The sequence below is a fragment of the Kosakonia sp. WA-90 genome, from assembly GCF_039871955.1.
Classification (GTDB): domain Bacteria; phylum Pseudomonadota; class Gammaproteobacteria; order Enterobacterales; family Enterobacteriaceae; genus Kosakonia; species Kosakonia oryzendophytica.
In genome coordinates, this window is record NZ_JBDPLJ010000003.1 from 303,710 (window position 1) to 326,759 (window position 23,050).

The following is a 23,050-nucleotide window of genomic DNA, read 5'->3' on the forward strand; positions in this document are numbered from 1 at the left end:
TAAGCCACTAAAAACGTGAATTTTTTTCAGGTTTACCACCCTGGATTAGGATTATTCCTGGCATTTATTTAGCGGAGAAAACAGACAATAATGATCTTTTGATTTACGGATTTCGTGCGGTAGCTTTACCCGGATATCGCAACATTAAACTCAAGAACGGAGCCCGGAGCGGCATCCGTCTTTATGTCAGGATTCGATTTATGAGTAATCGTATTGCTGTTCAGTTACCTGTCGAAGGACTGCTTTTCTGGAAACTTTCTGGTCGGGAAGCGTTATCCGAGTCATTTGCTTTTAACCTGCAATTGCTTGGCACCGATGCGCGAATGGATCGCAGCACACTGCTCGGCAAACCGGTTACCGTCACCATTCCTACACAGGGGCTGACTGGCCCCCGCTATCTTAATGGCAAAATTACCCGTGTGGCGGTGAGTGCCGTTGAACTAAGTGGTACGCGTTATGCGGTTTATCAGCTTACTGTTGAACCTGATCTCTGGCCGATGAAGCGCGACCGCAACCTGCGCATTTTCCAGGAACAAACGGTACCGCAGATCGTCAAAACGTTGCTTGGCGAGTATCAGGTCAATATTGAAGACAAGCTGAGCGGCAGTTACCGCACCTGGGAATACTGCGTGCAGTACCAGGAGAGCAGTTTTGATTTCATCAGCCGTCTGATGGAGCTTGAAGGAATTACCTATCACTTCCGCCACGAGGCGGACAAACATACGCTGGTGTTGACGGATGCCGCGACCCAGCATCAACCGTTCAGCGGTTACGAATCCATTCCTTACCATCAGACCCCGTCCGGCGGCAGCACCGACGAAGAGGGTATCAGTCAGTGGGCGCTGGAAGACAGCGTCACGCCGGGATTGTACAGCCTGGACGATTACGATTTCCGTAAGCCGAACGCCTGGCTTTTCCAGGCGCGGCAAAACCCCAATTCGCCGTCTCCTGGTGCCATTGATGTCTATGACTGGCCTGGCCGTTTTGTTGAACACGGGCATGGTGAATTTTACGCCCGCATTCGTCAGGAGCGTTGGCAGGTTGAGCACCAGCAGATCGAAGGCACCGCAACGGCGATCGGTATTGCGCCGGGCAGTACATTCCAGTTGACCAATGCCGCGTTTTTTAACGACAACGGCGAGTACCTGGTCACCGCCGCCTGGTACAACTTTGAAGAGAATCGCTATGCCAGCGGCGCGGACAGCGAAACTATCCACCGTATCGATTTTAGCGTGATCCCCTCTTCGGTCGTTTTCCGCCCACCGCAGCAAACCGCATGGCCGCGCACTTATGGTCCGCAGACGGCAAAAGTGGTCGGTCCGCAGGGCGAGAGCATCTGGACTGACCGTTATGGTCGGGTAAAAGTGAAGTTTCATTGGGACAGACTGGCAAAAGGTGATGACACCAGCTCCTGCTGGGTGCGCGTCTCCAGTGCATGGGCCGGGCAGGGCTTCGGTGGCGTGCAGATTCCACGTGTGGGCGATGAAGTGGTGATCGACTTTATCAACGGCGATCCGGACAGGCCCATTATCACCGGGCGCGTATATAACGAAGCCAGTATGCCGCCGTGGGCACTACCGGCTGCCGCCACGCAGATGGGGTTCCTCAGCCGTTCGAAAGATGGCTCCGTTGACAACGCCAACGCCCTGCGTTTTGAAGATAAGGCGGGTGAAGAGCAGGTGTGGATCCAGGCCGAACGCAATATGGATACTCACGTTAAAAACGATGAGACCCACAGCGTTGGCGGCTCACGGACGGTCAGCGTTGCGCAGGATTACACCGGTTCGGTGGCGGGCTCGCACACCCAGGCGACGCAGTTTGCACACGGGGAACTGGTGGGCGGCGGGTTTACACAGAAAGTCCAGGGTGGGTTGCTACAGGCCTCGGACACCAGCATCACATTAGTCAGCGGCTATTCGTCGCTCACGCTGAACGCCAACGGTACGGTGGAGCTCAAGTGCAATGACTTTCTTATCGAAGCGGGCGGACACGGCGTGATTAACACCGGCGGTCTGCTGGATCTGAATCTCTCTGAAGCCAAGCCCGCAACCCAGGCGTCGCCCACGCCGTCAGAAATCCAGGCTGCCGTGAAACAAGCATTTAATCAAGGGACGGATAAATAATGACGACAACGCAGTTTGCACTGTCCGAAGGTGAGCTTAATCTGCCGGGCGCGTACCAGGATCGCAGTATTAACTTATTGAAATTCACAGAGTATGACGCAACGCTGGCGATCACCCGGGCATGGGATATTCAGCCTGGTGCAGAAGAAACATTCATTAAGCAGCAACTGGCGAAAGTGCAGCGCAGCATGAAAAAGGTCACGATGGGCGAAGTGGAAGACAGCACCATCGCTGGTCAGCCTGCCCGCGAGGTGGCGCTGCGTTTCTTAAACCAGAGCACGATGGTGTATGAAAAACTCGCGATCACCCGCGTAGAAGACCATCTGCTGGTGCTGACGCTCAGCCGTACTGCGCCTTTCGATGCCGATGCCGATGCATTCTGGGCGTCTATCAGAACGGGTTTACAGCTGAGGGCGTAAGGATGACGGATTACATCGCTGCCCGTATTGACGATCCGCTTATTCACAGCTCTGCGCTGGCGGATTTCGTTGGCGGGATGGTGGAAGGGGCGATCGTGTGGGGCGTCATCGCTTTTGTTGGCACGGGTGTTGGCCTTCTGGTTGCCGGTGTGGCGCTTGCCGGGCTTGCTGCGCTAATTTTCAGCGGCAAACTGGAGGAGATCGGCAATGCCGCGGGCAAAATGGTGGATGCGCTCATCGACCCCGGGCCACCGGACGCGGTTATTGTTTCCGGTTCGGACAATGTCTATATCAAGGGTAAAAAAGCCGCCCGCGCTGCCGGAACGGTGGAGCGCGATTACCTGAACAGCCCCGCGGCTGCCGATGAAGGCATTGACTGGGCCGCTGTCGGTATGGTTGCACTTGCCGTCGCGGCCACAGCTGCGAAAACGATCCTCACGCCAGGCGGTGTGATGATGGCGGTCGCCGAACGCGCCAAAGATATCACCCTCGATGACCTGAAAAAGTGGGGCACCAGCTTTTGGGAAACCCTCACACAACCGGTAGTGGAAAGCGCGAATCCTCATGCGACCCCGATGCCGAAAGACAACGTTGACTGTAAAAAAGGCCATATGGTCACCAGCAGCAACTTTGTCGCGCAGGGCTCGAAAAAAGTCTTAATTAACAACCAGCCAGCCGCCCGCAACGGTGAGAAAAGCACCTGCGAAGCCGAAATCAAAGTCAGTGACGACCCGCGCGTGCGAATCGGTGGCGATACCATTACGGTGCGCGATATTCACAGCGGCAAAAACCAGCTGGCTTATCTACTGGGCAACCTGGTGGGCAGCGTGGGCCTGGGCGCATTGTCGCGGCTGGCGAAGCTCGCTTGTGAACGCCAGTTGCTACGCGGGCTGGCAAAAGAGTTTCTCTGTCTGCTCGGTGGCGTTGCCGTCTCCGATACCCTTTCAGCAGCGCTAATCAGTGCAGCGCACACCTTTTTCCCTGTTCATATTCCGCTTGGCAGCAAAATCCTCGCCAAGGAAGAGGATCTCGACTTTGTGCTGCCGGATCGCATGCCACTCTACTGGCAGCGTATCTACCACAGCCGCAATCGCGCCACCGGCATCCTCGGTACCGGCTGGATGATGCCGTTTGAAACCCGCTTCCTGCGCCTGGCTGAGAACCAGATGATCTTCCGCGATATGAGCGGGCGTGAACTGGGGCTGGGCGAAGTACGGGTCGGCGATATGATCTTCTACCCGGAAGATGGCATGCGGATCTTCGCCAGCCCGAACGGGATCATCGCCATGCAAACGGGCGATGGCGAGCACCAGATCTTTGAACCGGATCCGACTCGATCGGGTGAATGGCGCATCCAGCGCATTTATGACCGCCATGAGAACGCCCACTATTACAGCTGGAACGAAAAAGGCCAGTTGACGCGCATCTCCAGCGATAACGAAGCGCTGGATGTGGAACTGGAGTATGAATCCCGCTTCGGGCGACTGAGTGCTGTGTACCAGATTTGCGCAGACGAGCGCCGTTTGCTGGTCTCTTATCGCTATAACGATCAAGGGCAACTGATCACAGTGACGGACGCCGATGGTGTGGTCACCCGCCAGTTCGGTTGGGATCGCGCCAGCGACATGCTGGCCTGGCACAGCTTCTCGACGGGATTAACGGTTCACTACCAGTGGCGACCAGAGACAGGCTCTGAACACTGGCGCGTGAGCGGCTACCAGGTTCACGACGAACAGGGTGCCGTGCTGGAGAATTGGCGTATCGACGCCGACGAGCAAAAGCGCTACGCCCGGGTCAGCAATGACGAAGGCGTGGTCAGCGAACATCACTGGGATACGCTGTATCGCATCACCCACTATACCGATGTGCACGGTGGTCAGTGGCAATTTAACTGGGCGGGAAATGCCGAACAGTTACGTTCTGCTATTCAACCGGATGGCGGCCGCTGGGAATACACCTGGGACGAGCGCGGTAACCTGACGCTGGAACGCGATCCGCTGGATCGTGCAAGGATGACGACCTGGCATCCGCTGTATGATTTCCCGGCGATTGAAGTGTTACCCGACGGCGCGATCTGGCGCTATGAGTACAACCTGGCGGGGGATGTGGTGGCGCTGACCGACCCGGAAGGCGGTGTCACCCGCTTTGAGTGGAACGATCAGGGCGATTTAACCCGCCGCATCGATGCGCTGGAGAACAGCCACCGGTTCTGGTGGGACGAGCTGGGGCAATTGATCCGCGAAGAGGATTGCTCGGGTTACCAGAGCCGCCGCCAGTACGACACCGCAGGCCGGCTTGTGTCTGTGACCGATCCGCTGGGCAATACCGAGCGTTACCGCTGGAGCGCGGCGTCGCGCCTGCAAACTTTTGTGCGCGCCGATGGCCGCGAGACGTTGTTCAAGTACAACAAAGCCGGGTTACTGTGCGGGCAGAACATTGACGGCATGCTGGAGCGCAACGTCACGCTGAATGCGCGCGGCCAGGTCATCGAAGCGGTGGATTCTGCCGGGCAGGTCACCCGTTTTGCCTTTAACCGCGCTGGCCGCCTGGTCACGTTGACCAATGCCAACAATCAGCAGTGGCGTTTTGATTACACCGCCACCGGGCTGCTGACCCGCCAGCAGGATTACGCCGGGCGGCAGACCGAGTATCTGTACAACGCCGCGCAGCAGGTGGCGACGATGACCCGTCACCCTGCCCGCGGCAGTGCGCTGCCGCCGCAGATGGTGAACTACGAATACGACGCGCTCGGGCGGATGGTGGCGCGGGAAACCGAACAGCACCGCACCGAGTACCGCTACAGTGCGCTGGCGACGGAAATCCGCCGTTATGCCTACGGTGAGTGGCGTCAGTCGGTTATTGATATGCGCGAGCCGCAGAGTATCGATACCATCATTCTGACGCGCAACAAGCTCGGCGACCTGGTCAGTGAAGAGAATGCGTCCGGCAAATACGAGCATCAGTACGATGCATTAAGCAACCTGAGTGCGACCACCTTCCCGGACGGGCGGCAGATGCAGTATCTGCGTTACGGCACCGGGCACCTGCTGGAGATGCAGCTTTCGTTCGGCGGTAAAACGCTGCCGGTGACGGGTTATCAGCGCGATAAACTGCACCGGGAGACGCAGCGCACGCTGGGGTCGCTGGCACTGGATACGGAGTATGACGTTGCCGGGCGCATCACGCAGCGCCGCTGCATGGACAATGTGCGTGACCGGCTGGTGTTTGAGCGGCGTTACCAGTGGGACCGCGCCGACCAGATTATCCGCCAGATGTACACCGACGGCGCACCGGCGACCCCGGCGGAGAAATACCGTCAGTCGCTGTGGGGTTACGATGCGGCAGGACGCATGACGCAGAGCCTTCAGCCGGGCGGGGAAGAGCGTTTCTGGTATGACGCGGCGGATAACCGCACGACACCGGATTTACAGCCGGTGTGGGACAACCTGTTAAAACGGCTGGACGGTGTGCGCCGGGAGTATGACGGCTTTGGCCGGATGACGGAGCGCCACGACAGCCATCGCGGCATCACACAGCGTTTCAGCTACGACGATGAGCAGCGCATCAGCACGGTGGTGATTGAGGGTGACCCTGAGTTCACCCGGGCAGAATACCGTTACGATGCCCTGGGCCGCCGTACGGAGAAACAGGTGTGGCGACACCATACCCGTAAACCGGAACGCACGCAGTACGCGTGGTCAGGCCTGCAGATGGTGGGCGAACGCAGCGACAGCGACCCGGACGCAGCCGTGCAGTATGTCTACACGGAAAACAGTTACGAGCCGCTGGCCCGTATCGACAGCCGGCAGCAGCACGCGGAGATGTACTGGTATCACACGGAAATCAACGGCCTGCCGGAGAAAGTAACCGACAGCCGTGGTGAAATCGTGTGGCACGGCACCTCCACCGCCTGGGGACGCAGTCAGCACGAAAGCGTGCATGCGGAGTGGGACGTCCCGCAGAACCTGCGCTTCCAGGGTCAGTACCTGGACCGCGAAACGGGACTGCACTACAACACCTTCCGCTACTATGACCCCACCGGGGGCTGCTACACCCAGATGGACCCCATCGGGCTGCAGGGCGGGCTGAACACCTATACGTATGTTGTCGATCCGCTGGTTTGGGTGGACCCGTTGGGTTTAGCTGTCGTTCGTTTGAGGCACTATACAAGCAACCAAGGGTTTACTGGTATCCAAGAAACAATGGTAATTAAGGCTGGAGATCAGAATGCAGTATTTGCCACTAAGGCAAAAGGTAAACCATTAAGTATGGCTGATGCAGCTGATAGATTTAAAATTAAACAGAACCATGCTCGCAATTATATAGACTTCGATATTGACGATAGTCGTGTCGAATTTAGGAAAAATGATTTAGGTGTTGAAGAGTATAAGATAAAAGGTGATGTTGAACTTAACTCGAAAACCACGAAATTTATTAAAAGGTGCTGATGTATGAAAAATAAGAGTAAGGAAAATATTGAAGAATTAAAAGAAGTTACGGCTTTTCTGGAAGAAATTGTCTCTGTATCAGATAAGATAGGTTCCGGTTTCGAGCATAGTAATGTTACAGCCGCAGCATTATTACTTTTCTTTAATCAATGCAATGTGCTTGACAAATTGTCCAAAGTAAGAAAATTTTTATACCATGAGCTGGAGGAAAGAATGTCTCCTGATGAATTTGATGAATATTTAGAGGTTGAGACTGCAGTATGGCGTCCTCCTTATGGCAAAACGGAAGAGGAAATTCTAGAAATGCTAAATAAAAAATAATTAACTCTTGTGAAAGAGGGCGTTAAAATTTCTTCAAGAGTTGATGAAATGGTTATTAATAATCAGATAAGCAACAATATCGTTATTGGGGCATACTTTATAGGGCACATCTACTGATTTGGATGTTTTAGGAAAACTTGATCTTCGCTAAATGGCGACACTTGAATATTAGTGCCCGGTGTGCCATATAGCAGTTTCAAATATCTAACTTTCCAGAGTAACTGCATTATGAGTGAAAATGGATTAATTTGCATTTTCACAAATCTTATATGGAAACATTCTTGTCAATAACTTTGATAGACAAGTTTTAAGCAGATACTTTTAGTCCAGCACTCAGCATATCCTCACAGCTACGACGATGAGCAGCGCATCAGCGCGGTGGTGATTGAGGGTGACCCGGCGTTCACCCGGTCGGAGTACCGCTACGATGCCCTGGGCCGCCGTACGGAGAAACAGGTGTGGCGACGCCACGCCCGTAAACCGGAACGCACGCAGTACGCGTGGTCAGGCCTGCAGATGGTGGGCGAACGCAGCGACAGCGACCCGGACGCAGCCGTGCAGTATGTCTACACGGAAAACAGTTACGAGCCGCTGGCCCGTATCGACAGCCGGCAGCAGCACGCGGAGATGTACTGGTATCACACGGAAATCAACGGCCTGCCGGAGAAAGTAACCGACAGCCGTGGTGAAATCGTGTGGCGCGGCACCTCCACCGCCTGGGGGCGCAGTCAGCGCGAAAGCGTGCATGCGGAGTGGGACGTGCCGCAGAACCTGCGTTTCCAGGGACAGTACCTGGACCGCGAAACGGGACTGCACTACAACACCTTCCGTTACTATGACCCCACCGGGGGCTGCTACACCCAGATGGACCCCATCGGGCTGCAGGGCGGGCTGAACACCTATACGTATGTTGTGGATCCGCTGGGATGGGTGGACCCGTTGGGGTTGACCTGCTCTAAAAATGCTAAAGCCTTACGAGAGGGGCCTCAAGGGACGGTTATTACTGTTAAATCGAAACAAGAAGCCCATGATTTATTAATGGAGGCTTTCCCTGATGCTCAGAAAGTAAGAGGGATCGGCTCGCAGGATGCTACTGGTATTAGAAGGAAACATAAAATGGAGCAATTTAAGAAAAGAGACGGTACTGTCCGTTATAGGAAAGACTATCCTATTGATTCTAATACTGGTCGCGTATATGGTCATGATGATCCAAAAGGAACGGGGCATGGTTCTTTGCCTCATGTTAATATTAAACGTTCAGATGGAACAATGGTGAGGATCGATATAGATGGTTGATTTGCCAATTGAACAATTAGTGCTTGCAATAGAAAAGGGGAAGGTTAGAGGTTTTGATGAGGTGAAGGAGGTTAATGGTGAGAATTATTACTTTCAATACGCTCTAAAAAAAGATGGTGATATTTATCGCGCCTATTTTTTTCAGGTGCCGGAAGAAAAAATGGAACTTGTCGAGGACTATGCAACTGAAGAAATCAGTTCATTTTCCGATATAGGTGATGCTTTTAATTATTTTAGCATTCAAGGGGTTGATATTACTAGGTTTTCTGCAATTAGAGGAACGTTACCATTTTAAATGGATAAAAGCCGGTGCAAGATTATGTCTTTCCGGCCTTTTATTACTTAATTTTGAATTGTTCAGATTAATTAGATGGGTGGAGAGCCGAAGGGAGATATTCATATATTGGGCTGTACTTTTTTTTCTAAAATATCAGAGAGGCGTATGTGAATAGCAGGAGAACAATCCTAATGGTATGAGGTTGCTATAATAACATCTGACTGGGTTAAAACGAATCAGTCACATTATTAAAATACGGAGTTATATTACAACACCTTCCGCTACTACTATGACCCCAACGGGGGCTGCTACACCCAGAGAGACCCCATCGGGCTGCAGGGTGGGCTGAACACCTATACTTATGTTGTGGATCCGCTGGTCTGGGTGGATCCGTTGGGTTTGAGAAAATGTACTGGAGGATTTAGCAGTGTTGATGATGCCGCAAGATCTGCACTGAATAAATACAATCCTATGTCTATATTTAAGAACAGAGAATATGGTGGAATTATATATAGAGCGAAGGATGGGACATATGGTTATACCCGAGGTCGGTTAGGCACGGGGAGAACAGCACCGACATTTAAAGAATCATCAGCCGGTTTACCGAAAGGATCTACACCGGTAGGTCAATATCATACGCATGGTGATTATTCAGATGCAGGTTTTAACCGGACAAATAAGGCAGGAGATTATCACGATAGTGATATATTCTCTGGTGCCGATATAAGAATTCACAACAATGCCAATAATACATTCCCTGGCTATACAGATGCTTTAGGAACTCCAAGTGGTCGGTTCTGGAAGATTTTTGGTAGAGTCAGCGGTCCTAACGACGCAACACCTTTATAAGGGGGAGATATGAGCCAGGATGAACTTATTTTTAAGCTTGATAAAAAATATACTCCATATTTATTAAAAGCTATTAGCGCTGTAATGAAAAGTGAATTTGTTATTTCCGGTATGCATGATATTTCTAAGTACTATATTTCGTTTGACAGTAAAATTAATAAAAGAGCTAATAGTAAATGCTACACCATTCGTTTCTACGCTCAAGAAGTAACAAAAGATAACTGGATGGATATGTCTGCAGGGATTGCAGGTGGCGTAAATGTTGATATAGATATAAAAACACAAGAGATTATTTATATTTACGGTGATCGTTAAATTTAGCAAAGCCGGGACTTGCTGTGGTTCCCGGTTATTTACTATTTGATTTCCGCTTTATTCACTAAACCATAACTTTCTTAATAAAAATCCTATTAAACAAATCAATAAAGCATGGAAGAAAAGAATGAAGTCTAATCCATTTCTGGACTCATCTGATGCAGTATCAGATACATTTATTGTTGATATGAAATATCCTATCGGATACGACAGAGATACTGGGAAGGAATTGAATAAAATTTTTATCGTTGTTAAGAGAAATACTAATAAAATTAGTACCGGTTTTCCAGTTGAGTAAAGTAAGGAGGAAAGATGTTTTGGTTTTGTATATGTCCAAAATGCTACGGGCAAGGACGATTGGTTATTAAGCGATCGGAACTGAATGGCCGTTTGTTCTTCAATTGCGATGAGTGTGACTCATCGTGGTTTAATGAAAAGGATATTGGAGATAGTAACTCTGTTTTTTTAGGACATGAGGTTCCTTCTTCTTTTGCAACAGAAAATGACATTCAACAAGCTGGATGGGGTAAATACATGAAAAATGTTTATATAAAATAATACTCTTGCCAGCATTGGACTCAATAGACTTTTGAATAGTCTATTGGGTCTGAAATCCTTAATCCTAAACTATCGCTTTGAATTTTCGATGATCGTTAAACTTAGCAAAGCCAGGAAGTTATTGTGATTGCTGGTTATTTATTATTTGATTTCCGTTTTATCCACTAAACCATAACGTTCTTAATTAAGACTCTAAAAGAAGTGGCTTATAAATAATAAGTGTTTTCTCTATAATAAATCAGGGTGGATAATTGTGTTTAGCAGTAATGCATTCGAAAATTATAATTTTTAGGTTTATATTGTCATTGTTTATTGGTTTATTCTAGTGTTTAAGGTGACGGCATTGATTGCAAAAATATCTACTTTAAAAATTATCTTTTATCGCTAATCTCCAGCAATCTAATGTATTGTTTTAATTTAATCATTGGTGGGAAGTCTATTGACGACAAAAAAGTAACGGACCAAGAATTATTTAACATGAAAGATGGAATTTTACATGGTGAATACATAATATGATCAAAAATGAAAAGCTACAAGATGGTTTGGTATTTGTAGATGAAAATAACCCAAATGACTTTATCATATTTAATTTTTATACTTGGGTATCTATTATTAAAGGGATCATGATTTTTTATGGTCAAAAAACTGAAGATGAGGCGCAAAGAATAATTAATAATACGCCTCTGTTTACCCGTCCACCCCAAAATTATCTTGAAGCATCTTTGTTAGGTCATGAAGAAGAGTACTATTGGGCTATGGTCATGTCGCATGGCGAACATTTTTTTGATAAAGGATACAGTTACACTGCACCAGAGGGTTACCTTGTATGGGAGGATAACTATATACAAGAACATAACCTTGCCAAAGCATCGTTACTTTTTAATGATTGATTTATGAGGTTTTAACGGACTTTTATGTTACGGTTTCCACCGTGCTGCTGCGGCAACAGCTTGCATCTGCCCGATGCGCTCGGTGCTGGATGGTGCAAGGAATGTCTCAGAAATACCGAAAAAAATCAGGTGAAGCCATGAATATCTCCAGATTAGCCGTAGATCGCTTGCTGAAAATTAACTGGTTCATAAATTTAGGAAAGCCTACTTTTTTATATGATGCAACGCAGCTTACTGATGAAAATGCGTTTATTAAAGAGATTGCCAGTACGGATTGGGAAGACACCACCCTTGAGGCACGGAATGAAATAACGGGGCATTTAGCCAAAAAACACAGTAATGACTATCAAGAATGGAATACTCTTGCCAGAGAAGCTCAGGGAATTATCGATACTGCAATTATCCCGCTAATGATAAATAATGAAGTGGTTCAACATGTTATTCTGGATAATATTAAATGGGATTTGATTAATTATTTGATGGAAGATGCGTATAAAAAACATTTAAAGGGTAGTCTCTTCTTTGAGTCGCTTATTAATATCTATGAACATGGGCATATTCCCTGCGGCTGGAATGGAAAATGGCCAGTGGGTAAGCTGATAATCTATTAATATCATCATATTTATGAAAGATGGAATGTCTAAGCCGTTAAAATGCGTATGCGATGCAAGGAGACATGTCGGCTTTTGGCTCTTTGCCAGAGCAGCGCCATCCTCATCTACGGGCATGCATCGACCGTAGCCAGCAATATGGGCTAATTTATTGGTCTCATTCAGGGGAGTAAATATGACGAGCAATAAACGGTGGTTGAGTTTTGTCCTAGCGGAAGAGGGGACGTTCGACGCGCTACTTTGCAAGTTCGAGCGTGCTTTTCAACAGCCGCTCATCTGTCGTGATGATAAAGGGCGCTATATCGCCCGTGCGGTCTGTCAGGGCTTTGAAATCCAGGTTATCGATAAAGAGGACCGACTGAGTGAATTGCTGTGCGACGAACACTATGTTCTGGATGTGATTATCGCTTCTGATGACCACTTCAATGAAGCGTTTGAGGCACGGATTAAAGCCCTGTTATCTGATCACGCAATACAGTGGACGAGACGACGTTGGGCTCCGCATTCTTTACCCTAATCTCCGGGCTACTACGTGGTGAATATCATTATCCACACATCACTGTGTTGTTGTTATTCTGCGCAACACACGATCAACGCGCTTTAGTTCAGGGGGTATGCGTGTAAGGAGCCTGAATGACGCACGATTTTTTAAATTTCACCCTCATTATCGCCAGGTCACCTTACTGATCGAGGGCGCAGGTGCGGAAAATCTGTTGTGATAAAACCGCGGTAAGATAGCGGTACGCTTTATCATCGGTCTCAACATCGTAGAGAACGGATAAGGAGCACAGCATGTGTGAAGAATATTTCCCGGTAAATAACCGGAAGGAACTACTAACCCTGATACAGGCATTAGCAACCGATGCCCGACATTCACCTGAAGCGTGGCAAAATAAAAGCGTTGCGGATTATCTTGAGGCCATGGCATCGTGGATGGAAGATATGGACGGTTATTACAAAAACAGGCAGTTGCCGCTTCCCCAGAATATTAGCTGGGGCGTTTTTGCCGATGTATTAATAGCTGCTAAAAGCTATGAATAACCCTCCGTTGGCGTTTTATAGCTGCGCCTTCACCTCAAAGGATACCTGATGGAGACGACATTTACTTTTGTCACCGGCACGGCGACGTTGGCGATTTTTGACCTGGCTTGTTTGCAGCATCGGGTCAGTGATGATGCTGATTGGTGGAGCATTCCTGAAGATGAAATAGAAGAAATTAATCGCGGGAATGCGCTGTTTCTTAATCTGGGTGAGGACGGTGAATACCGCGTGATCATCATGGATGATCTCGATGACACCTGCGCCTCGCTGTCGCTGCGCGTTCCGTCCGGCAGGGTGTTTATTGGCGCAGGCGAAGATACCTCCGGCGGCGATCTTGAACCTGACGGCTCAGCGGTAATGGCTGGCATATTTTTGCCCCTTCCGGTGGGCTGTTATAGGGTCCGTTACAGCAAATCACAGTCGCAAATATCGCTGTCCTTCACCCCCGTCGAGGGCGCATCAAATGATATTCAGGATCTCCTGAGAATATAAATACCCGGCTTGTGCCGTTGCGGCAAAAACGAAACCCTTGGGTCTGTAACTAACAGGGAGAAAAGACATGGCACAACTTTTAACGGCCAGTGAATTACCGGCATGGTTTAGCTACCCAGCGGATTTTTTGCGACTCTGCGCGCAAGGAACGGTGGATTTCGACCCGTGGATTATTCTGCAAGGCGACAGGCTGAAGACACGCTATGAGGGCGTGAAAACACGCTATCCGGGGCGGGCGCTGCTGCCTTTCGCCCGCCGGGAAGATAACGACGATATAGCCTGCTGGGAACGGGATCAGGGCGAGCGTGTCATTATCATTCACGACTTTGCGAGCGCGGGATACGAGAATGTCACGGTGTTTGACACCTTCGCCGACTGGTTGAGAGAGGTCATTGATGCGGCCGAGGATTACCAGGGGGCGCTGTTTTTGACCGACAGTCTGCCGCCCGCAACGGAAAATGACATTGCGCGCCTGGCCGCACTCACGCCCGTGCCGCTGCCTGTCGGGATGATCGCGTTATACCAGACATTCAATGGCGGCCAGCCGCTGCCTTCGTATGTTCATGACGATGCCTATATTTATCCCATCAATGCGTTTTTTACAGTGGATGAGATAGGGGACTGTTTCCATCAGTTCGATGAAGAGGGTCTGCCGGAAGGCTTTAAAAAAGGCGAGTTACTCCCGTTTGCTTACGATCCGGGCTCGGGCATCTATGCGGTATCGTTAAGGGAAAAGGACGCCGGTCAGGTCTATTTTTATATTTTGCATGAGCAGGCGGAAATCTTCGGCATCTGGCCAGATTTTTCGGCATTTCTTGCCTCTTTTACCCGCTATACAAGGGATTAATTAACCCGATTCTGAGGATGTCCTGAGCGTGACTGAACAAGGTTTTTACCATGATTGAGGTACAGAGTTTTATTAAGTCTGAGCAGGGTTTTGTTGATGTTTTCGCCTTTGAAGGCACCATTACGGATCCGGACTATATTGATGGCGCTCTGCTGCTGCGGATAAACGGTGTGGAGCTGATTAATCAGGCCATGTGGGATTATGTCGATCAGCTGTGGGCGTATTTCACGTCGGGCTTGCTGGCGCTGGCGGAAGAAAACGCGTTCGAAACGTGTTTCCCGGATCAGCCTATCACCGTGCGGTTTACACCCTTGCGGGACCAGGTTCTGATCAGCGTTGATTGCCACGGTGAAGTGAAAGCCGTGGTCGGGAAAGGCGAATTTATACGTGAAATGGCAACACAGGCGCGTCGATTTTTTGAACGCATGGCCACGTTAAAAGGCATCGGCCGGCACGCCTATGATAACGAAATCCACCAACTGGCTGCGCTTCCGGCCTCGTATTTCAAGGCGGCGACACATGACGGATAAGAATGTTGGCTTGCAGCCGCTGCGTGTTCCTGCGGGATGGTTTATCACGCTTAATAATTTCTATGATGTTGAGCCGGTGACCGAAAATATCGATTACTTTTTCAGCGCGGTGTTGATCGGCGGTGAAAATAAGCGACTGGGCGTGAGTTTTGATTCCCGGTACGAACCCGAAGGGATCCCCGGCGGGGAGTTCGTGCTGGTGTTACAAAAACAGGATTATGACAAAAAGGGGCATATCACCCGTGTCAGCGTACTGGACGTGAAGCGCACAAAGCAAAAAGCGCACTTTATCCGGCAACTCGAAGAGTTTATGCAAACCGGTAAGGTTTAACAGAGGCGGTAATGCGAGTGCGGACTCACTTGAAAGATCGCTTTTTACCCTGGCAGGTTGAACATGACGCAACATGAAGATCTTGACGCAGAACTGGACAATCGCATCACGATGCTGGTTGAAGCCGGCAACATCCACCACGATAATGCGAACGTTACCGATGCGCTGGCGGCGTATCAGCAGGCCTGGGGGCTACTGCCTGAGCCTAAAATGGCGTGGAGCGTGACGGGCTGGGTCGCGGCATGTCTGTACAGCGCCTGTTTCGATTTGCAGAACTTCGCCGCGGCAAAAACATGGGGCGAAATCGCTCTGGCCGCGAACAGTTCTGCGATTGATACCGCGCCGCTCATTGATCTGGGAATGGCCTGCTATGAGCTAAAGGAATACGACGCGGCGCTGAACTATTTTGCGCAAGCCTGGCACTATGGTCAGCGGCGGGCATTTCAGGGGCGACCACAAAAATATCTCGATTATTTTTTGCAGAATCGTACCGCCCCCTCATCCGGCTGACTGTTCTGCGTGGCCGGTGCGTTATGCCTCCTGCTTAAACGGTGTAAATTCTCTCTTCCGGCAGCAACCGGCGGGCGTCATCAATATTTCCGGCATTAACCAGCGTGTGAATGTCGGTCGCACGTTCGGTGACATCGGTGATATTGACGATCCATTTTTGACAATAATCCACCACTGCCTGGTTGCGTAAGCCAATCTGAATGGTGCGCCAGGGCAGTTTATTCATGTGAATATCCCGCTCCGGATCCCACTGAATGACCACATCGGACGCGGCGATTTTACTTTTCCATTCGGCCTGATCGTCGCAAGTGGCATGACGGTGACTGCTTAAAATCCCCTGATTAAGGATCTGCTTAAAGCCTTCATGGCTAAGATCGACAGCCAGTACCCGGCACTGATGCGGATCTTTCTTCCCCCAGCCAGATCGGTACATCATCCACAGAAACGAGGGCTTAATCCACGTCATACGGGTCATGCTAAAGGGCGGGGAAACAAAGGTACCCTGCGCAAGGGCGCTATCGGCAATGGCGTCGGAATAAGCCTGATAAACGCGGATAACATCGTTAGTATAAAACGCTCTTATTTCCCGTTCCGCGACGGGAGTATTTTCTGTTATTTGCATCATCTTTTACTCATCCTAAGTGCATGGCGGTCTTTTACCGCGCAGTTGGCGTGGTAACGCGCCGCGATGAGAATCTACTGTAAGAGATAACGGGATACTATGGAAAACAGTGTTGCGCATATAAATGCGTTGATTCTCGATATTGTTGAGAATGTCCGCCTGGCGAATATCCCCGGGAAGGACACCGTGGAAGAACTGTATCGGGCGTTGGATGCGTTCTACGCCGCGTATAAAGATAACAGCCTGCTTCCAAAATCCGTCGCCTGGGCACTGTTTGTCCTTCGCGATAATCTGGAAGGCGCCTTGAAATATGCTTCAGGTGAAGATGCCCGCGCGCTTGCCGGGATGAGTTCAGCGGTTAACCGCTATATAGAACAGATCTTTCTGGAGTGAAGACACATATTGCAGCGCCTGCGGAGAGTATATGAAAGCAGAAAACGAACAGATCCAGCTGACCGGAGAAGAGGCGTTAGCCATTTTGAGTGAGGTTGAGTATATCCTGATCTCCCTACGCGATATCGCCCGCCACTATTACCACGGCGAAACAATATGTGATGCGGCGGAAAATGAGCTGGCATATTGCCGGGAAACTACCGGTTTTATCGATCGTAACCGGGTAACGCATCGTCTGGCGAAGGTGCGCGCCATATTGTCTGCGAAATTTAACGATGAACTGGGCGATGATGATATGGGCGATCTGGAACGTGAAATGGAAAAAATTCGCTGCTGGGAAAAACCCGGTGATTGATTTGCGCGTGCAACAAACCAGGATTGGGGAATAACCGCAACATAGGGAGAGGTATGTACACAGGAATTGCGCTATACGGCACAGAACAGGTTTCACCCGCTTCGGCGCTGGCGCTGGGTATGACGCTTTTCAAACACGCTGCGCTGGAGGTCTCATCCTGTGGCTGGAATCAGTATGTGCAGCCGGGCGACCACCCCGGCGATCACGATCTGATCGAGTCCACGCTGGATGCATTGCGGGAAAAAGTGGCGGCGCAGCAGATCAATGCATTCAGATTGTATAGCGAGAAGCCCGGTGCGCTGCCCTGGTCTGCTTCTTTCGGTGTGTCCACCGCCGAGTTCGGCCAGTTTCACCATATCGATATGCAACTTCCTGCGTGTGGGGATATGGCGGCTCTGCTCAGAATGGTGGCCTGCGAGATTCATTTCGATTACGGGATTGCGTACCACTGCGACACGGTCAGCAAAGCTTACTATTATGCGGCCGGCGAAAATCTGGTCTCTGTTTGCGGCTGCGAAAACCCCGCGTTATTTAAGCGGGAAACGCCGGGCCGGTTCCGCGGGGCGGAGCGTTACAGGCGCAGCATGCTGCGAATGATTTACCCCGTTAACGTCGTTAATCGCCATCATTTGGCACAGCCGGTAATGGGCATGCCGCTACAAACCTGGATCGCGACAACCGGTGCCGGTGGTATTGAACACCTGCAGAATGATTTATGGCTCTGGACGGTCAGCGACGCGCGTATTGCTGAAGTCAATCAGACGCTGGGCGAGGCCGGATTACTGATTGCCTGGAAAGGCGGTGACGCCACTAAAACACGGAAGCGCCTGCCATGATAACGGACAAACTGGCGCTGGTTTTAGCGGTGCTCGATAACCGCCCGCTGCGCGAGGGGAAAATCAGCGATGCGGTGTTTTTCCTCAACTACCCGGCCAGCCAGGAAACTATCGGTACCCTCATTAATGATGAGTTGCGTCATGCGGTAGAGACGGAAAATGCGCTGGCGCTGGAGTTAACCTTATACCTTGGTTTTCACTTTCACTTTTCACCACCGGACAGCGAGGCACTTATTCCGGCGTTAACGGCATTCTGGCATCAACGGCATGCGGAAGTGCTCAGAGCGCTGTTAACTCTCGCGCCGCGCAGTGAAAGCGCGGTAGCGGCAATTTATCAGTGTGCTGCAACGGATCATGACTACCTTTGTGATGATCGCGAGAACGGAATATTTAACCTGGCGACGGACTGTATTTATGCGCTGGCGAAAATAGCCACTCCGTCTGCCATTGCCGCATTACAGGCGTTAACCGACAGTCAGTGGCAGCCGGTAGCCGCAAAAGCACGACATGTGATGAATAAATACGGATTAACGCCGCCGGCTGCTCACAACAAGCCAGCAGAATAAGCATCAGGAGCCGATATGTTATTAAGCCCATTGCTCTCAGAAACTGACGCCGCACTGGAAAACAGGATTGTCGATATTATTAACGCTGGCAATGCATTGTCGGATAAAAAGCAATTCGCCGAGGCTATCCGGCAATATGATCAGGCCTGTGCACTGTTGCCTGAGCCGAAGTTTGCATGGGAAATGATCGGTGGATGGCTGACAGGGAGTTATTACAACGCCTGGTTTGCCCTTGGCAACTATGAAAAAGCCAAAGCATGGGCGGAGGTTGAACTGGAATATCGCCGTTCTGAAATTGATGTCGGGCCGCATATGGATTTGGGCATGGCCTTATATGAACTGGGCCAGTTGGATGAGGCCTTCCGCTATTTCGACGCGATCTATCGTTATGGCAAGCGTCGGCCTTTTAAAGAATATCCTCACAAGTACCTGGAGTTTTACCTTGCGCGGCAGCGATGATTCAATTCAATGTGATGGAAACCGTGTAAACGAGGACGTGATGCTATTAACCCTGGCGGATATTGAACAACGACTGGCCGAAAAATTTTTACCCTTAGAGGGTGAGATGGATGAATTACTGCTAAAACAACGGCGCGAACCGGTGGGCGACATATGTGCGCTTGAGCAAATCCTGAATGTCAGGCTGAGCGGTGACTTCCTGGCGTTTCTTTCCCGCTATGATCTGGACCATTTCTCCCTTGGCAATATCGCCTTTGGCACAGGTGAGGATTACCTCGCGCAGGTGATAGCGCTCAATCAAAGTGAGGCGTTTAACCGCTGGTGGCCCGGCGTCAGCCGTCCTGAGGGCATCATCGTGATTGCGCTTTCCGATCCGTATACCCTGCTGCTTAATACCCTGAATCAGCGCGTTTACGCCATTACCAGCGAACCGACAGCGGCGGATGACGATCCGGTTGCTGACAGTTTTGCGCTGTTTATCCGGGGTGTTGGGTCACTGTTTTTACAGGCCGCGCACCCGCAAGAGGTTGCCAGCGCGGTCGGCGCAGTTAATCTCGCTTTCTGGCAGGAAATAGCATAAGGCCACGTTTTCTGCATTTGCACACGACCTCAGGGGAGAGCGGCATCCGCGATAGCCCCATTGCAGGAGAACATAATGGAACATGATGAACAGGTGGTGAAGGCGGTTGCCCGCGCGTTGTTTGACGACAATGCCGTACGTTACCAGCAGGCGTTGACCAGACCGGTGAACAGCGATAGCGACGTCTATGGCAGGGCCAGAAATGCGCTGGCATCGCTTACCGTCGAGCAGCAACACGATGTGTTGCGCTTTATACAGATGGCGATGGCCGACAGCGCCTCGGTTATCTTCGGCATGCTGGATGGCAGTCATTTCCCGCAAGGGATTGATGGCGATTTTGCGGTGCATTATCAGGATGCCGAAATCCAGGGAAGCCTGCAGGACATCTGGATTGAACAGGCAGAGCAACGCGGGATCTATCGCTGAGCGTGTCCCTATCCCCATCAGCGCACCAACGGAGCGAGTAGCAAGATGATCAGTCCTGCCTTAACCGAGCTGGATAACCGCTTATCCGCCAACGGATTTTTTGATTTCCTGGCATCGCTGGATGCCGATGCCGCCCTGGATTTGCGCGATGAAGCTGCATTCGATGAGGCCTGGATGCAGGCATATCGCGAACTTCAGGCCCAGGCATTCCCGGCGCAGGTGCTGACTTTTATCGACACATTACGCGAAAAAGCATTCAAACATGCTTTTCGCATCAACGGCAATGCAGAGATCGCGGCGCGTATTGCTGACGATGTCGATCTGATTGCTAAAAGTCTGGCTGCCGGGAAGGCGGGCGGCTGGGCAGTCACGCAACTGTGGTCTGCGTATCTTCGTGGCCGGTTTCCGGCAACGCAGGAGGAAGGATGATTGATCTGAATGCGGACATCATCAGTAATCACTCGCTAGGCAATATCTGCCTTGGCCAGTCGATTGATGTCTATCTGGAAGAGTTGCTTGAGCGCTTCACGGTGGAAACGAAAATCTACCCGCCCGCGCACCCGCAGGCAGAGACAATGCACGGCTATTTTATTAATCACGGCGCGATGGTCGTCTTCACCAATTCGCTGGATATCATCGTGTCGGTGGGCTGTAACCAGACTTATAGCGGTAAATACCGGCAGACCCTCTACCCGGGGATCACCATGGAGAAGCTTTCCATGCTCGTGAAAGAGGTGCGCATTCTGCACGGCGCGCTGATTGTCGATAACGATTATGGATTGTCGTTTCCTCTACCTTCGCCGCATGACGAGCTCGCCGATCATCTCCACCAGATACCGCCTGAGCTGACGTTGAACGAAATCTACGTTTACGATCACTCGCCGCTGGTGCCCAACGTAAAGAACGTGAAGAAGAAACGAAAATGAGTAACCTGCTGCCACCTTCACTGCAACACCTTGAGCGCGTGCTGGGCATGACATTGCCGCCGCGCTACCGCCGCTATTTACTGCAAACGATCCGGGAAAACGCGTGTTGGGAAATCACCACCCCGAACGGCGACGCTCTGGTGTTATTCAATTACCACGATCTGCTGGAGCGCAACCAGACCTATGCTGTCCAGCAGGTGGAGCCGGAATACCTGTTGATCGGTCAGGATGGCGATGTGGGCTATTTCATCCACGCGCGTGTGGGCAAGGAAGCCATCTACACACAGGATCTGGGCGCGCTGGGTAGTCTGCAAATGGAGCCTATCGCGGAAGATATCGACCAGCTCTGTGCCTGACACTGGCGCGGCTGTATCAATCGCGGCGTGGAAAGGCCCCGCAGTGTGCGGGGCGCTGTTTGTCAGGGTGAACAGGAATCGTTAATGGTCTGCTGCGCCTCGTTAATCGTCTCATAGCCCTGATCTTCCATCTGTTTCCAGGTCGGGCGGACTTTACAGGCCTGCGCAACACGAACGGCGATTTCCCCCAGCAGTTTGACGCCTTTACCGGAGGAACAAATCCCGGCGTCTGGTGACTGCGCCTGTGCGCCTATCTTCTCTGCCGCTTCAGTGCCTTTGCGCTCGGCGGTATCACAATCGCCACTCAGGTCGATAGCCATCGCTTCGGCGGAGAGCGCCGGGCGGGCCCCACCAGAACCGCCACCGCTGCTGCCTGCAGAAGAAGCACCGGCGCCGGACGACGCAGAGGGCGAATAACTGCTCTCACTGCTGCTGTTAGCGGCCAGCGCGGCCTGGTTGAGCGAGTTACCGACGGCCTGAGACACGCTGCCGCCAGAGGCATGCGCAACGATGGCGCTGCTGGCGACACCCGTCACCGCATTGACCAGCGTATCGACCTGCGATGGCTGCTGCGCCTCTTGCTGCGCAGCCTGAGCGCGCTCGGCTTCCGCATGTGCCTGCTGCGCAGCGTATTGCTGGTTACTGACCTCCGTTTTATGGCGCGTACCCGCCAGCGCGGCCGTCACGTCAGACAGGTCACCAAAGCCTTTCTTCTTCAGAATGGCCGCCACGTCGCGGAGTTTATTACTGTCGGCGACAACGCGATGGCCTTCATCCACACCGCCCCATGCGCTGTTTAGCGTGGACCACTGTGTCCCCAGGCGGCTGGCGAGTTTATTATTTTTCAGGTCCCGCGCCAGGTTTATTGCTGCGGTATACATATCACCGCTTGCCAGCGGCGTCAGGTTCAGCGCGGTGACGAATTTATCCAGTAACGTTTTGGAGCCATCGCCTATTTCGCTGTGGGTTTTGTAAGAGGACGCATACAGGTAATTCGCATGCGCAGCGCCTAATTCGCGGGCATAACGTGTTACCAGCGTCTCGTAACTCGTCAGAGTACTGATAGCCTGCGTTTTATTACTGCTCGCTTGCTGTTTTGCCAGCCCGCTATAGTACTGATATTGCATGAGAAGATGATAAAAATAGTCTTTAGTATCGCTGGCAGCGAATTGCTGTTCAGTGAATTTAATGAGATTCGCATAATCTTTATCATCATAGAGTTTTTTTAATAATCCATTATCGTAATCCATAACTGCACTGGTAACTTTATATTCCGTCTGGCTGGAATAGCAAAGTTGCAGCATTAATTGGCGATTATTCAGGTAGGCATCATAGTTTTTATTATTAATGGCATTTTGCCCGGCGGTGAAGGCATTATTACAGGCTGTGTTGTCATAGGATGCGCAGCCTGATAAAAGCAGTGCGCAGCCAGCAACCACAATGGATGCTTTCAGTGCTATCATGGAGTTAACCTCGAACTATCATTATTTGTTTTTACTATTTGGCTAATAATTGCTGTGATAAGGAATAGATAAATTCAGGTTGCAGGTGGGCCTTCTTAAAAAAATAGATAACGGAATTATACGAATAAAATTACATATTTGTTATATATTAGAAATATCTTGTTACTAATATTGTTGCCAAACGTTATATTTACCCAATGAAACTATATA

The 23,050-nt window shown here is 50.8% G+C and carries 29 protein-coding genes and 2 pseudogenes; 29 read left to right on the plus strand and 2 right to left on the minus strand.

Annotated elements, in window-relative coordinates:
• The first annotated feature begins 200 nt into the window (after positions 1–200).
• The 19 genes and pseudogenes from tssI to ABGA49_RS07940 all read left to right on the plus strand — a co-directional run bounded on the left by tssI (position 201) and on the right by ABGA49_RS07940 (position 15,858).
• On the plus strand, positions 201–2,123 hold the full coding sequence (tssI, locus tag ABGA49_RS07850; protein ID WP_061492673.1) for a type VI secretion system tip protein TssI/VgrG: 1,923 nt from the start codon (positions 201–203) through the stop codon (positions 2,121–2,123).
• Positions 2,123–2,542, plus strand: a complete 420-nt coding sequence (locus ABGA49_RS07855) for a DcrB-related protein (protein ID WP_134319082.1) — start codon at positions 2,123–2,125, stop codon at positions 2,540–2,542. Before tssI ends, ABGA49_RS07855 begins: the two co-directional genes overlap by 1 nt.
• Before the next feature lie 2 nt (positions 2,543–2,544).
• Positions 2,545–6,990: an RHS repeat-associated core domain-containing protein gene (locus ABGA49_RS07860; protein WP_347665393.1), complete on the plus strand. Its 4,446-nt coding sequence runs from the start codon at positions 2,545–2,547 to the stop codon at positions 6,988–6,990.
• A 3-nt stretch (positions 6,991–6,993) separates the two neighbouring features.
• Positions 6,994–7,311: a hypothetical protein gene (locus tag ABGA49_RS07865; RefSeq protein ID WP_061492693.1), complete on the plus strand. Its 318-nt coding sequence runs from the start codon at positions 6,994–6,996 to the stop codon at positions 7,309–7,311.
• A gap of 348 nt (positions 7,312–7,659) precedes the next feature.
• Positions 7,660–8,262 (plus strand): annotated as a pseudogene (locus tag ABGA49_RS07870) (RHS repeat-associated core domain-containing protein); the annotation flags it as partial.
• A 337-nt stretch (positions 8,263–8,599) separates the two neighbouring features.
• The gene (locus tag ABGA49_RS07875; RefSeq protein ID WP_134319078.1) at positions 8,600–8,902 is read left to right on the plus strand and encodes a hypothetical protein; all 303 of its coding nucleotides are present in this window, start codon (positions 8,600–8,602) and stop codon (positions 8,900–8,902) included.
• Positions 8,903–9,151: 249 nt separating this feature from the next.
• Positions 9,152–9,274 (plus strand): annotated as a pseudogene (locus ABGA49_RS07880) (RHS repeat-associated core domain-containing protein); the annotation flags it as partial.
• A gap of 3 nt (positions 9,275–9,277) precedes the next feature.
• Entirely contained in the window at positions 9,278–9,733 is a 456-nt protein-coding gene (locus tag ABGA49_RS07885; RefSeq protein WP_347665394.1) for a DUF4329 domain-containing protein, read from the plus strand.
• Positions 9,734–9,742: 9 nt separating this feature from the next.
• Positions 9,743–10,048, plus strand: a complete 306-nt coding sequence (locus ABGA49_RS07890) for a hypothetical protein (protein ID WP_134319077.1) — start codon at positions 9,743–9,745, stop codon at positions 10,046–10,048.
• Positions 10,049–10,175: 127 nt separating this feature from the next.
• Positions 10,176–10,346 (plus strand): hypothetical protein, encoded by a 171-nt coding sequence (locus ABGA49_RS07895; protein ID WP_347665395.1) that lies wholly within the window; start codon positions 10,176–10,178, stop codon positions 10,344–10,346.
• Positions 10,347–11,118: 772 nt separating this feature from the next.
• A complete protein-coding gene (locus ABGA49_RS07900; protein ID WP_347665396.1) occupies positions 11,119–11,496 on the plus strand; it encodes a hypothetical protein in 378 nt (125 codons plus the stop codon).
• A 101-nt stretch (positions 11,497–11,597) separates the two neighbouring features.
• A complete protein-coding gene (locus ABGA49_RS07905) occupies positions 11,598–12,107 on the plus strand; it encodes a hypothetical protein (RefSeq protein ID WP_347665397.1) in 510 nt (169 codons plus the stop codon).
• Between the two features lie 175 nt (positions 12,108–12,282).
• Positions 12,283–12,624 carry a hypothetical protein gene (locus ABGA49_RS07910; RefSeq protein ID WP_134319074.1) on the plus strand — a complete coding sequence of 114 codons (342 nt, stop codon included), beginning with the start codon at positions 12,283–12,285 and terminating at the stop codon, positions 12,622–12,624.
• Positions 12,625–12,899: 275 nt separating this feature from the next.
• Positions 12,900–13,148 (plus strand): hypothetical protein, encoded by a 249-nt coding sequence (locus ABGA49_RS07915; protein WP_347665398.1) that lies wholly within the window; start codon positions 12,900–12,902, stop codon positions 13,146–13,148.
• Positions 13,149–13,196: 48 nt separating this feature from the next.
• The gene (locus ABGA49_RS07920; protein ID WP_347665399.1) at positions 13,197–13,640 is read left to right on the plus strand and encodes a DUF6386 family protein; all 444 of its coding nucleotides are present in this window, start codon (positions 13,197–13,199) and stop codon (positions 13,638–13,640) included.
• Positions 13,641–13,707: 67 nt separating this feature from the next.
• The gene (locus tag ABGA49_RS07925) at positions 13,708–14,487 is read left to right on the plus strand and encodes an SMI1/KNR4 family protein (protein ID WP_271044634.1); all 780 of its coding nucleotides are present in this window, start codon (positions 13,708–13,710) and stop codon (positions 14,485–14,487) included.
• Between the two features lie 50 nt (positions 14,488–14,537).
• Positions 14,538–15,017 (plus strand): hypothetical protein, encoded by a 480-nt coding sequence (locus tag ABGA49_RS07930; RefSeq protein ID WP_347665400.1) that lies wholly within the window; start codon positions 14,538–14,540, stop codon positions 15,015–15,017.
• Complete coding sequence (locus tag ABGA49_RS07935) at positions 15,007–15,348, plus strand: hypothetical protein (RefSeq protein WP_061492710.1); 342 nt, start codon at positions 15,007–15,009, stop codon at positions 15,346–15,348. Before ABGA49_RS07930 ends, ABGA49_RS07935 begins: the two co-directional genes overlap by 11 nt.
• Positions 15,349–15,411: 63 nt before the next feature.
• On the plus strand, positions 15,412–15,858 hold the full coding sequence (locus ABGA49_RS07940; protein ID WP_347665401.1) for a hypothetical protein: 447 nt from the start codon (positions 15,412–15,414) through the stop codon (positions 15,856–15,858).
• 34 nt (positions 15,859–15,892) lie between these two features.
• Here the strand turns inward: ABGA49_RS07940 and ABGA49_RS07945 are convergent, their stop codons facing one another.
• Positions 15,893–16,483 (minus strand): DUF4291 domain-containing protein, encoded by a 591-nt coding sequence (locus tag ABGA49_RS07945; protein WP_061492714.1) that lies wholly within the window; start codon positions 16,481–16,483, stop codon positions 15,893–15,895.
• Positions 16,484–16,579: 96 nt separating this feature from the next.
• On the opposite strand from ABGA49_RS07945, the gene ABGA49_RS07950 reads away from it, so the two are divergent.
• The 10 genes from ABGA49_RS07950 to ABGA49_RS07995 all read left to right on the plus strand — a co-directional run bounded on the left by ABGA49_RS07950 (position 16,580) and on the right by ABGA49_RS07995 (position 21,377).
• A complete protein-coding gene (locus tag ABGA49_RS07950) occupies positions 16,580–16,873 on the plus strand; it encodes a hypothetical protein (RefSeq protein WP_061492716.1) in 294 nt (97 codons plus the stop codon).
• 31 nt (positions 16,874–16,904) lie between these two features.
• Positions 16,905–17,228 carry a hypothetical protein gene (locus ABGA49_RS07955; RefSeq protein ID WP_061492718.1) on the plus strand — a complete coding sequence of 108 codons (324 nt, stop codon included), beginning with the start codon at positions 16,905–16,907 and terminating at the stop codon, positions 17,226–17,228.
• Positions 17,229–17,281: 53 nt separating this feature from the next.
• Complete coding sequence (locus ABGA49_RS07960) at positions 17,282–18,064, plus strand: hypothetical protein (protein ID WP_347665402.1); 783 nt, start codon at positions 17,282–17,284, stop codon at positions 18,062–18,064.
• Positions 18,061–18,630: a hypothetical protein gene (locus ABGA49_RS07965; protein WP_061492723.1), complete on the plus strand. Its 570-nt coding sequence runs from the start codon at positions 18,061–18,063 to the stop codon at positions 18,628–18,630. The genes ABGA49_RS07960 and ABGA49_RS07965 overlap by 4 nt, the downstream gene beginning before the upstream one ends.
• Positions 18,631–18,645: 15 nt before the next feature.
• A complete protein-coding gene (locus ABGA49_RS07970; RefSeq protein ID WP_061492725.1) occupies positions 18,646–19,089 on the plus strand; it encodes a tetratricopeptide repeat protein in 444 nt (147 codons plus the stop codon).
• A gap of 40 nt (positions 19,090–19,129) precedes the next feature.
• The gene (locus ABGA49_RS07975; RefSeq protein WP_061499713.1) at positions 19,130–19,669 is read left to right on the plus strand and encodes an SMI1/KNR4 family protein; all 540 of its coding nucleotides are present in this window, start codon (positions 19,130–19,132) and stop codon (positions 19,667–19,669) included.
• A gap of 75 nt (positions 19,670–19,744) precedes the next feature.
• Positions 19,745–20,095, plus strand: coding sequence for a hypothetical protein (locus ABGA49_RS07980; RefSeq protein WP_088238329.1), 351 nt, complete (start codon positions 19,745–19,747; stop codon positions 20,093–20,095).
• A 45-nt stretch (positions 20,096–20,140) separates the two neighbouring features.
• Positions 20,141–20,524 carry a hypothetical protein gene (locus ABGA49_RS07985; RefSeq protein WP_061492728.1) on the plus strand — a complete coding sequence of 128 codons (384 nt, stop codon included), beginning with the start codon at positions 20,141–20,143 and terminating at the stop codon, positions 20,522–20,524.
• Positions 20,521–21,021 carry a hypothetical protein gene (locus tag ABGA49_RS07990; RefSeq protein ID WP_061492730.1) on the plus strand — a complete coding sequence of 167 codons (501 nt, stop codon included), beginning with the start codon at positions 20,521–20,523 and terminating at the stop codon, positions 21,019–21,021. The genes ABGA49_RS07985 and ABGA49_RS07990 overlap by 4 nt, the downstream gene beginning before the upstream one ends.
• The gene (locus tag ABGA49_RS07995) at positions 21,018–21,377 is read left to right on the plus strand and encodes a hypothetical protein (RefSeq protein WP_071889834.1); all 360 of its coding nucleotides are present in this window, start codon (positions 21,018–21,020) and stop codon (positions 21,375–21,377) included. The genes ABGA49_RS07990 and ABGA49_RS07995 overlap by 4 nt, the downstream gene beginning before the upstream one ends.
• 62 nt (positions 21,378–21,439) lie before the next feature.
• Here ABGA49_RS07995 and ABGA49_RS08000 read toward each other — a convergent pair whose 3' ends face one another.
• Entirely contained in the window at positions 21,440–22,840 is a 1,401-nt protein-coding gene (locus ABGA49_RS08000) for a hypothetical protein (protein WP_347665403.1), read from the minus strand.
• Positions 22,841–23,050 lie beyond the last annotated feature (210 nt).